At 36.7% G+C, this 8543-nt stretch carries 11 protein-coding genes and 1 pseudogene; 8 read left to right on the plus strand and 4 right to left on the minus strand.

What is annotated here, in order from left to right:
- From UF75_RS23350 to UF75_RS23360, 3 genes and pseudogenes are all read left to right on the plus strand, one after another.
- A pseudogene (locus UF75_RS23350) lies at positions 1–266 on the plus strand (peptidase); the annotation flags it as partial.
- Positions 267–400: 134 nt separating this feature from the next.
- Positions 401–601 (plus strand): twin-arginine translocase TatA/TatE family subunit, encoded by a 201-nt coding sequence (gene tatA, locus UF75_RS23355; protein WP_045576925.1) that lies wholly within the window; start codon positions 401–403, stop codon positions 599–601.
- A gap of 178 nt (positions 602–779) precedes the next feature.
- On the plus strand, positions 780–1850 hold the full coding sequence (locus tag UF75_RS23360; RefSeq protein ID WP_045576926.1) for a tetraprenyl-beta-curcumene synthase family protein: 1071 nt from the start codon (positions 780–782) through the stop codon (positions 1848–1850).
- A 20-nt stretch (positions 1851–1870) separates the two neighbouring features.
- Here UF75_RS23360 and UF75_RS23365 read toward each other — a convergent pair whose 3' ends face one another.
- Positions 1871–2863, minus strand: a complete 993-nt coding sequence (locus tag UF75_RS23365) for a polyprenyl synthetase family protein (protein WP_045576927.1) — start codon at positions 2861–2863, stop codon at positions 1871–1873.
- 191 nt (positions 2864–3054) lie between these two features.
- Here UF75_RS23365 and UF75_RS23370 point away from each other — a divergent pair, with 191 nt between their 5' ends.
- Positions 3055–3273 carry a hypothetical protein gene (locus UF75_RS23370; protein WP_045576928.1) on the plus strand — a complete coding sequence of 73 codons (219 nt, stop codon included), beginning with the start codon at positions 3055–3057 and terminating at the stop codon, positions 3271–3273.
- A 669-nt stretch (positions 3274–3942) separates the two neighbouring features.
- Positions 3943–4578, plus strand: a complete 636-nt coding sequence (locus UF75_RS23375; protein ID WP_045576929.1) for a carbonic anhydrase — start codon at positions 3943–3945, stop codon at positions 4576–4578.
- An 80-nt stretch (positions 4579–4658) separates the two neighbouring features.
- On the opposite strand, the gene UF75_RS23380 is transcribed toward UF75_RS23375, so the two are convergent.
- The gene (locus UF75_RS23380; RefSeq protein WP_045576930.1) at positions 4659–4973 is read right to left on the minus strand and encodes a hypothetical protein; all 315 of its coding nucleotides are present in this window, start codon (positions 4971–4973) and stop codon (positions 4659–4661) included.
- A gap of 141 nt (positions 4974–5114) precedes the next feature.
- Entirely contained in the window at positions 5115–5321 is a 207-nt protein-coding gene (locus UF75_RS23385) for a hypothetical protein (protein WP_045576931.1), read from the minus strand.
- A 492-nt stretch (positions 5322–5813) separates the two neighbouring features.
- On the opposite strand from UF75_RS23385, the gene UF75_RS23390 reads away from it, so the two are divergent.
- Together UF75_RS23390 and UF75_RS23395 are read left to right on the plus strand one after the other, a co-directional pair.
- A complete protein-coding gene (locus UF75_RS23390; protein ID WP_045576934.1) occupies positions 5814–6782 on the plus strand; it encodes a DMT family transporter in 969 nt (322 codons plus the stop codon).
- Positions 6783–7337: 555 nt separating this feature from the next.
- On the plus strand, positions 7338–7517 hold the full coding sequence (locus tag UF75_RS23395; RefSeq protein ID WP_045576932.1) for a hypothetical protein: 180 nt from the start codon (positions 7338–7340) through the stop codon (positions 7515–7517).
- Between the two features lie 3 nt (positions 7518–7520).
- On the opposite strand, the gene UF75_RS23400 is transcribed toward UF75_RS23395, so the two are convergent.
- Positions 7521–7751 carry a hypothetical protein gene (locus tag UF75_RS23400; RefSeq protein WP_045576933.1) on the minus strand — a complete coding sequence of 77 codons (231 nt, stop codon included), beginning with the start codon at positions 7749–7751 and terminating at the stop codon, positions 7521–7523.
- A gap of 167 nt (positions 7752–7918) precedes the next feature.
- Here UF75_RS23400 and UF75_RS23405 point away from each other — a divergent pair.
- On the plus strand, positions 7919–8543 hold a 625-nt coding region (locus UF75_RS23405; RefSeq protein WP_052693565.1), incomplete at its 3' end, for an alpha/beta fold hydrolase.

Below are 8543 nucleotides of genomic sequence, written 5' to 3' on the forward strand. Positions count from 1 at the left end.
TTGGAGACTATGAAAAGACCATTAAAGCGTCGCGGCAATATGCAGAAACTCTGTTAACACGCTACATGCTGAAAGATCACCTCGATCAAGTTCCTGCTGTCACACAGGCCTTAACTGAGGGATACTATTCTCATGGATATCCCATCGGACATCGAGAAGCCAAAGAATTGGGACTGAAAGTGACTCAAGCGCAGGGCGAGCTTTGGGATATAATCTGGGAATTATATTTAGGCTATGAAGAACTTTTTGAGAGAAAAGAAAATTAGTTAAAAATAGGTTGCGTGTTGTCCTTTGATACGATAGGATAAACGTAGATTAATTGGCTAATCTATAAGTAACGTTAACATTAATTATTAATTTTTATGGATTGTTTGTTATAATAATGGAGGTGTACAAAATTATGCTGACAACGTTTGGATTTATTACCCCTATGACAGCAGGTATTGTTCTTGTCATTGCGCTAGTAATTTTTGGACCGGGAAAGCTGCCGGAATTAGGGAAAGCATTGGGTAAAGGGATTAAAGAATTTAAAGATTCTAGTGAAGGAAATACTAAAACCGAAGACATAAAAGAAGTAAAAGAAGTTAAATCGGAAAAATAGTCGAATACAAAGACGGAGCTAAATAGCTCCGTCTTTGTATTCGTATCAAAAAATGCTTTTTTAATTAAACCTGTAATGAATTGTACTTGTCCTTAGATTTTACTACATAGATAGAATTGCCCGAATGAGGAAATAGTATTATAAAGGATTTATTTATACTTTTTGAAGGGAAATAACTATGCATAACCTAAACTATGAAACCATGAGTCGTGTGAAGCTGATTTATCTGTATGTCTCGAAAATTTTCCCAATGGTTAAATATGAACTTGCGGGCTGGAAAAACTTAGCAGAAAAGCTGCCTGATGCCCGCTTAAGTAAGCAAGCGACTGAAAGTATCCGTGCAAAAGCCTTTCATTGCCAAGGGGGAAGCATTTATGCACTCTATCCAGGTGTAAATCAGGAAGCAACGGTTCAATTTATTGTTGCTTATCAAACGATGAGTGATTATCTTGATAATTTAGTCGACAGCCTTGAGGTTCAAGATGAAAAGGCATTTTCTCAACTGCACATAGCCATGCAAGAAGCCTTAAACCCTCTAGCAGTTCCTTCGGATTATTATAAGTATTATCCTTATCGAGAGGATGGCGGATATCTAGTGCAGCTCGTTAAAACCTGCCAACAATGCATAATGAAGCTTCCGTCATATAATATTGTTCAAGAAGAAAGGCTAGAGCTTGCTAAACTTTATGCGTGCTTACAAACTTATAAACACTTAGCGTACGAGGAACGGGAATCAAAAATGTTAAACTGGATTAAACCATACTTAGCGGATGATTCTGAAATAACAGTTTGGGAATTTGCTGCAGCATCGGGTTCAACCCTGGGAGTTTTTTGTCTGTACGCTATCGCTTTTGATCCGCAATTATCCGTAGAACAATCCATGAAAACTAAGCAAGCCTATTTTCCCTGGATTTGCGGCCTCCATATATTGATGGACTATTTCATTGATCTACGTGAGGATAGAGAAACTAATCAATTGAATTTCGTCGCTTATTATGACCATACGGAAATGATTTATGAACGCTTGCAACTATTTGTTAGTAATTCCCTGATTCAAGCGAATAAACTTGATTATCCAGAATTTCATACCATCGTTGTTCAAGGGCTTTTAGCTATGTATCTGTCCGACGAAAAAGGTGATGACAGGGAAATAAGGTCAATAAGTAAACAATTATTAAAGGATAGTGGATGGGGAGTAAATCTACTCTATGGGTTATGTCGCCTTTTGAGAAAGGGTAAGGCTCTATAAAACTTTATAGAAGGTTAAAGCTATGTTGACCGGTATAGAACGGAATCGGCCAACTCAAGTAGGGTCGACTTATAGGGACTCGCGGGGATTGTATTAAGGCAAGTTTTTGCTTGATTGATACATTGGGTAGCTGTAGCTTGTGCTTGTTCAAGACATCCAGTGCTAATAAGGGCCTCTTTGATACTTTGTGTACCCTGGGTAGATACCTTTCGAGTACTCAAGATTTCTTTGAGCCAATTACCGTAAATCGGGTTATCCAAAAGATAAAACAACGGAAGTGTAACGTTTCCATTTATAATATCAGCTCCGACAGGTTTACCTAGGCATTCTGCATTCCCATTAATATCTAGAATATCATCTGTTATCTGATAGGCATAGCCAAGGTTTAGTCCATATTCCCGCATAAGGTTCAGTTTTTCTGAATCTGAACCAGCAAGGTAAGCACCAGACTGACAACAAGCTGCCAGAAGAATTCCCGTTTTATTGGCGATGCGACGAAAATAATGCTGTATTCCAATATAACTTGAGAATTTCTCATCTGCTTGATTGACTTCTCCATGACACATTGCTTGAATAGCCTCAACAAGGTAAGTCATACTTTTTAGTAACTGGTTAGTCGATAGAATATTAAAGGCTTCAGCGAAGAGATAGTCCCCAGTAAGTATTGCAGCATGGTTGCCGTATAAAGAATTAACGGTCGGTTTCCCACGTCGGGTTGTAGATTCATCGATCACATCGTCATGAATCAGGGAGGCCATGTGAATAAGCTCTGTCGCAACAGCTGCCTGTATCATTGATGGATTTAAGGGAGAAAAACATAAACCACTATAGAGAGTCAGAAGTGGACGAATTCTTTTGCCGCCAGATTCCAATAAGCTGACGCAGCTCTGTTTAATGAGGCCATCGGCTTTTTCGAATACGATCTGTAACTGATCTTCCACGAAAGTTAATTCAGTAAACTGATGAGTGGGGATTAATGTGTCTGGGGTGGTATGGAGTTGTTGAATACTCATAGCATCGCCTCTGCCCTCTATTAATTAATCTTTAATAGTATGTCTTTATGGACTTGATTGGATACCCTTTATTGAAAAGATTTCCAAACTATTCCGCTTTGATGATATGAGTAATAATCCTTGTAAAGGGAAATCTATAATGTTGAATAGATCTTATAGAAATATAAAACCAAACAAAGGAGGTCAATTTGATGAGTCACGAAAATGACAAGGAGCATGCTTCCCAATTAAATCGACAGACTTGGGAACCAGCAGGGGTCGTGAGCGTCTTAAACGATGATAGCACACTAAAGTTTGGCAAAGATGGTCGTAAAAATGCTAAGGGTGGAATACTTACATTAGAAGTAGATCAAATAGTTCATAATAAAGGAATTATGGAAGGGAGTCAAAATCAATTCGACTCTGAATAATTACAAAAAACCCAGTTCGTGTCCAATAATAACACAGCTGGGTTTTACTTAAAAAATAGAAATAAACTCAACTCATTAGCTAAAGCTAAACATTATCTGAGGATCACTTAGCTGAATTACTAAGAGGTGATATGAATGACCCAATATAGTGTTTGGAAGGACCTTTTAAAACCAACCATTTTTGCCTTCCTGCTTGCGGTTGCAATCCCAGGGGGGATTGCTGGAGCTTATTATTTATATAGTATGTATTTCTAATTCAAAGTGCGAAGAGTTTAGGGTTAGAGGTGGATTTAATTATTAGGAGTTTATTTCATTGGCGGTAAATGGAGTTTTAGCTTTTGACGATTAAGAATACGGTACTTATGTAATCGAAAATATCGATGGCAGAAAAGAAATGATTTAACGAGGAAAAAGGTTTTTTTCATGAAATAAATTAAAAAATACTTCATATATCCAGTAATAATGAGCTTAATCCTAAAAATATTCCAAAGTTTAAGTGGAAATAATGGCCATACTGTGGAATAGTTTCCATAATTTAAATATATGGTGTCCATATTGACGATTTATGCATATTAATGATAATCTTCTCTATAGAGGAAAATGAGTAAATAGCAATTTTATATATAGACTGTATATTGAATACTTCTATAGTGAAAGAGAGGTTTGGATATGGAGAGTATCTTAGCAGGACTCATTAAATTTAGAACTCAAGACTATGAGGAACACAAGAATTTGTTTTGTAGACTGAAGAATCGTCAAGAGCCTCATACGTTATTTATTGCATGTTCAGATTCACGTGTAGTACCAGAATTAATTACAAAATCTTTACCAGGAGAAATATTTGTTGTTAGAAATATTGCTAATATTATTCCAAAATATCACGAAACACAAGAAGATCTAACGATATCTGCCACTACTGCCGCCATTGAATATGCAGTTAAGGTATTAAACGTAAAAAGTATCATTATCTGTGGACACTCGAATTGTGGTGGATGTGCATCCATTTATTTACCTGATGCAGTCCTAGATAATATACCCAATGTAAAGAAATGGCTAGAGTTAGCTGAAAATGTTAAGACTAGAGTAATGGAAGAATTAAAAGATGATGATGAACTCATGAAGAGGGAATGGCTGACAGAACAGATGAACATTGTTGAACAAATAAAACATTTGTTAACTTACCCATTCATCGTCGAAAAGTACAATAATAAAGAGCTTGAGATTGTGGGTATGTATTACACCATAGAAACAGGAGAAGTCTTTATTTATAATAGTAAAAAAGGATTTTTTGAACTTGCAAACTGAGCTAGTTAATCTGAAAGCATATTAAAAACTCCCACTGAAAAAGTGGGAGTTTAAATTTGATAAAAGATGAGAGGAACGATTTAGTTTAATGTCTTTACATATTCAGCAACAGCAGTCGACTGCATCTCTTCCCAAGTTTGAAATTGAGTAGTTTTCTTTATAAATGCGTCAAATTTATCATCAAGAAGGGACATGAACTCCTCAAGGCTGTTTACAGCGAATTTTCCGATGATGAGCAGCTCACTAAAATTTGAAAACTGGGTATGTTCCGCCATAAAAGACGGTGTAAACAGATCCTTAAAACTTACCATATTAAGAGGTTTTTCATTGTCATTAGCACGTTTTTCAAGGCTTTCAGCTAAGTTTTCTAAGTCGGAATTTTTGAGGTCAGACATATATTCACCACCCTTCCAAGACGTTCGAAAAAAACGCAAAGTATAGCTTAAAAGTAGTCGCTGACAAAGGTATTTCGAAGGCTTATTCGAACACTAGAACCTATTATATTACAAAGTAAGATATAGTAAAGATAAATTCACTTATTCAGAGTCCTTTTTGAAGGATTGTTCCTCATTCCAAAATGTACCGCCGGGACTAAATGCCTCTGTGCTTAGTATTTCCATTTCTCCTTCACGTAACGCCGTATTAAAGAATTGCTCGATGGTAACTCCTAGTTTAGAACATACATGATTAAAACGCTCACGTTCCTCATCCGTGACAGGAATTACAAGATATTGCGTCTTCAAAATTATCACCTCGTATATTTGATTCGCTAAAAAGGACAAAAAACCTTTTATTAAACGGACATTTTCTTTCTTTTATAGGGGGCTCACGTTTAAGTGTAAGCAAGTGAAATCACTTTTTCCATGCAAATTCACTGAAACCTTAATAAATTCTTAACATGAATACCCTTGAATATTTATAACTCTGTTGTATTATATTAAGCAGATAGAAATTCCTACTCAGCTAGGAAAAAGAAGACTATATGAAAAAGGCGAAAATAAACTCTGTCGCAAAAAGATCCAACTGCAGGATCTTTTTGCATTAGAACCGGAGGGACACTTTTTCAAAATCTTGTCCCAATATCTAGACAAGACTATGGGACATTGCGCCTATAATCTCCGGACGCGGAGATTATTTTTTTATTTTAATGCAAATCAAACGGTAGATAAAGCGAGCTCGGGTATTGGGTAATCGTTCGAGAACATGATATGCTACTATTGGTATTACAAACGAAAATGAGGTTTGTCATGATTGATATGTCAAAGATTGAGACTAAAGATCTAAAAATTGGGGGATACTTAGTACTTTTACTATCTTCTCTACTTTACGGAGGGAATGTTGTAGCAGCTCGTTTTATTTCAGGTGATATACCACCAATTACTTTGGCTGTCTTACGAGGGCTGTTTGGGTTGTTAGTATTATTTCCGTTGGCCAGGCGTTCTTTACGTCAAAGCCCCATGCTAAATAGACAAGATTTACTTCGTTTCGCACTGATGGGATTTCTCGGTATAACGGTCGCTTATGCATCTTTTTTATGGTCTATACAATATAGTTCAGCCACAATTGTGTCAATTATTTCTGCAACAAACCCTGCAATTACCATTACACTTTTAGCTTTCGGCTGGAAAGTAATTCCCTCAAAGTTAAGAGCGTCTGGAATTGCGCTTTCCTTCTTAGGTCTTTTAGTCGTAATTGCTCAAGGCTCTTTCGCTCGATTGATTTCTTTGAACTTAAGTACGAGTGACCTGGTTATGTTGCTTAACGTTTTGGCAGTTTCATTATTTACAATTATAGGTCAAGGGGTAATGACAAAATTTTCACCTATCGTGACAAGTGTTTATTCTCTTCTCTTCGGTACGATTTTCTTGTTGCCCTATGGGATTTGGGAAGCGGTTTACAAAAGTTGGAATTTTACAGGCTCGAGTATGTTAGTTCTATTGTACATGGGATGTGTTGTGACTGGTATTGCCGTCTTGCTTAATTTTGAGGGAATTAGTCGTCTTGGCAGTGGAAAAGCTGCTATATTTGGCAATATTTCACCAGTATTTGGCATTTTATTTGCTTGTATTTTCTTAGGAGAACGTTTGGAATTATATCACTGGGCCGGGTTCACTCTAGTACTAGCTGGTATTGGCTTATGTTTGTGGCCCTCAAGTGCTAAAAAAACTTCACAAATTCTTCACATAGAGGTCACGGAACGGTAACAAATGTAGATTAAGATAAATACATAAGGTCCTTCGTCAATAAAGATTAGAAAGAGATGTAAATAAAAATGAAATTAATTATTATCTTAGTTATAATTGGTGCGATTCCTTCCTTATTAAGGGCATTACCAACCGTGGATGAGTACATAGACTAAATAGTGCTAGAATAACAAAACCCGTTAATTTAGCGGTTGACATAAACTTTCTTCTCATTCTCCTCCTAAACCCCTCTCGCGAGGGTTTTTTTATACTAGTCAGAAAGTATAACTTCGTTATATACTGCAAGAAGGCTAATACGTGCGAAGACAGTGTCTTCGTCTGGAAGCATAAGGGCAACTAAGGCGGCCGCCAAAATTTAATGTCCGCAGTATCACGCACCGATTCATCGATGAGGATGTAAAAGCCTTAAAAGAGAAGCTAGCGAAAAAGAAATTACCCAATGCAAATTTATAAAGAGGGAATGATCAAAAAACATTGTGCATAGAAAAATGCCACAATTCAAAAGCTATACTTTAAACAGGAAGCTGTTTTAAGTATTGGTGGAGGTGTATAGTTGTGCGAGAATGGAAAGATTTAACCAAGGATGAGCAAGAGATCATTACAACGATGAGGATGCAGGGTATTACCCCTGAGGAACTATTACAAAGGATGCGTAAATCTGGTAGAATGAATGAGCAAGCGATGGAAGGTTTAAAAAAAGCCCTCGAAGATGTCAAACCATTTTTCGTCCATTAGGGATTATTCGACTACATATTTTTCGCATAAGTCTGCTGGACATAATGGATCTACTTCTGGCATAATCAAAGGGATTAGATAAACCTCTGAGGTTTTTCTAATCCCTTTAATTATGTCGCGTGATAAATGACCTGTATAATTCGTTGTGTGTCCTGACACAAGTCCAGCTTGAAGCCATTTTTCGTTTAACTGTTCCTTTGCCCTGCGTTTTAAATCATAGCTTTCCTGAGGCATTCTCAACTCTCCTTTATTCACTCGATGATACCTGAATTGCAAAGTCATTTACATTATTAGCTATATTAAGTATACAGCATTAATTCTTAGCTTTCTAGTGGGAAGCTTGTACTTATTGAATGAAGACTTTATTGCTTTATAGCTAAGCTAAATTTTAGGAGTTAGAAATGCATATTGACAAGACAGTGGTTTTAATCCATGGCTACAACAAAAATGAATCAGACATGCTTACCCTAAAATCAAACTTAACTGATCTAGGATACAATTGTATTACTCTAAATCTTCCGACAAGGTTCGGAACACTCGATGAGTGCAATCAAGTACTACAAAGTGAACTGAATAAGATACTTTCAACAATGGCTGAGCAGCAACAGCTTCATTTGGTTGGACACAGTATGGGCGGCCTTATCATAAGGAGTTATCTGGCAAACAACTTCTCTCCGAACATAGGTCGATGTGTTTTAATTGCACCACCCAACAATGGGTCCAAACTAGCTGACCTAGCCATCAAACTATTCTCACCAGTGACGAAAATCTATAAGCCTTTGAATGATCTCAGAACTAATAGTAATCAAATTTCGCAACCTGTTAGTATTCCATGTCCTGAGATAGGAGTCATTGCCGGTAACAAAAGTAATCTGTTGTTAGGAATTCTTTTACTTAACGAAAATGATGGCAGGGTAGAAGTTGACTCGACTAAACTAGATGGAATGAAGGATTTTATTGTTAAACGGTATAGCCATAAGGAAATACATCACAGATATGATATTGCAATTCTGATCGATAACTTCT

This window comes from Desulfosporosinus sp. I2 (assembly GCF_000960765.1).
Taxonomy (GTDB): Bacteria; Bacillota; Desulfitobacteriia; order Desulfitobacteriales; family Desulfitobacteriaceae; genus Desulfosporosinus.

Excerpts from the sequence above, each read along its gene's own strand:
- UF75_RS23365 (WP_045576927.1), bottom strand. The coding sequence starts at position 2,863 with ATGAGTATTCAACAACTCCATACCACCCCAGACACATTAATCCCCACT.
- tatA (WP_045576925.1), top strand. The coding sequence starts at position 401 with ATGCTGACAACGTTTGGATTTATTACCCCTATGACAGCAGGTATTGTT.
- UF75_RS23380 (WP_045576930.1), bottom strand. The coding sequence starts at position 4,973 with ATGTCTGACCTCAAAAATTCCGACTTAGAAAACTTAGCTGAAAGCCTT.
- UF75_RS23375 (WP_045576929.1), top strand. The coding sequence starts at position 3,943 with ATGGAGAGTATCTTAGCAGGACTCATTAAATTTAGAACTCAAGACTAT.
- UF75_RS23400 (WP_045576933.1), bottom strand. The coding sequence starts at position 7,751 with ATGCCTCAGGAAAGCTATGATTTAAAACGCAGGGCAAAGGAACAGTTA.
- UF75_RS23390 (WP_045576934.1), top strand. The coding sequence starts at position 5,814 with ATGAGGTTTGTCATGATTGATATGTCAAAGATTGAGACTAAAGATCTA.
- UF75_RS23370 (WP_045576928.1), top strand. The coding sequence starts at position 3,055 with ATGAGTCACGAAAATGACAAGGAGCATGCTTCCCAATTAAATCGACAG.
- UF75_RS23360 (WP_045576926.1), top strand. The coding sequence starts at position 780 with ATGCATAACCTAAACTATGAAACCATGAGTCGTGTGAAGCTGATTTAT.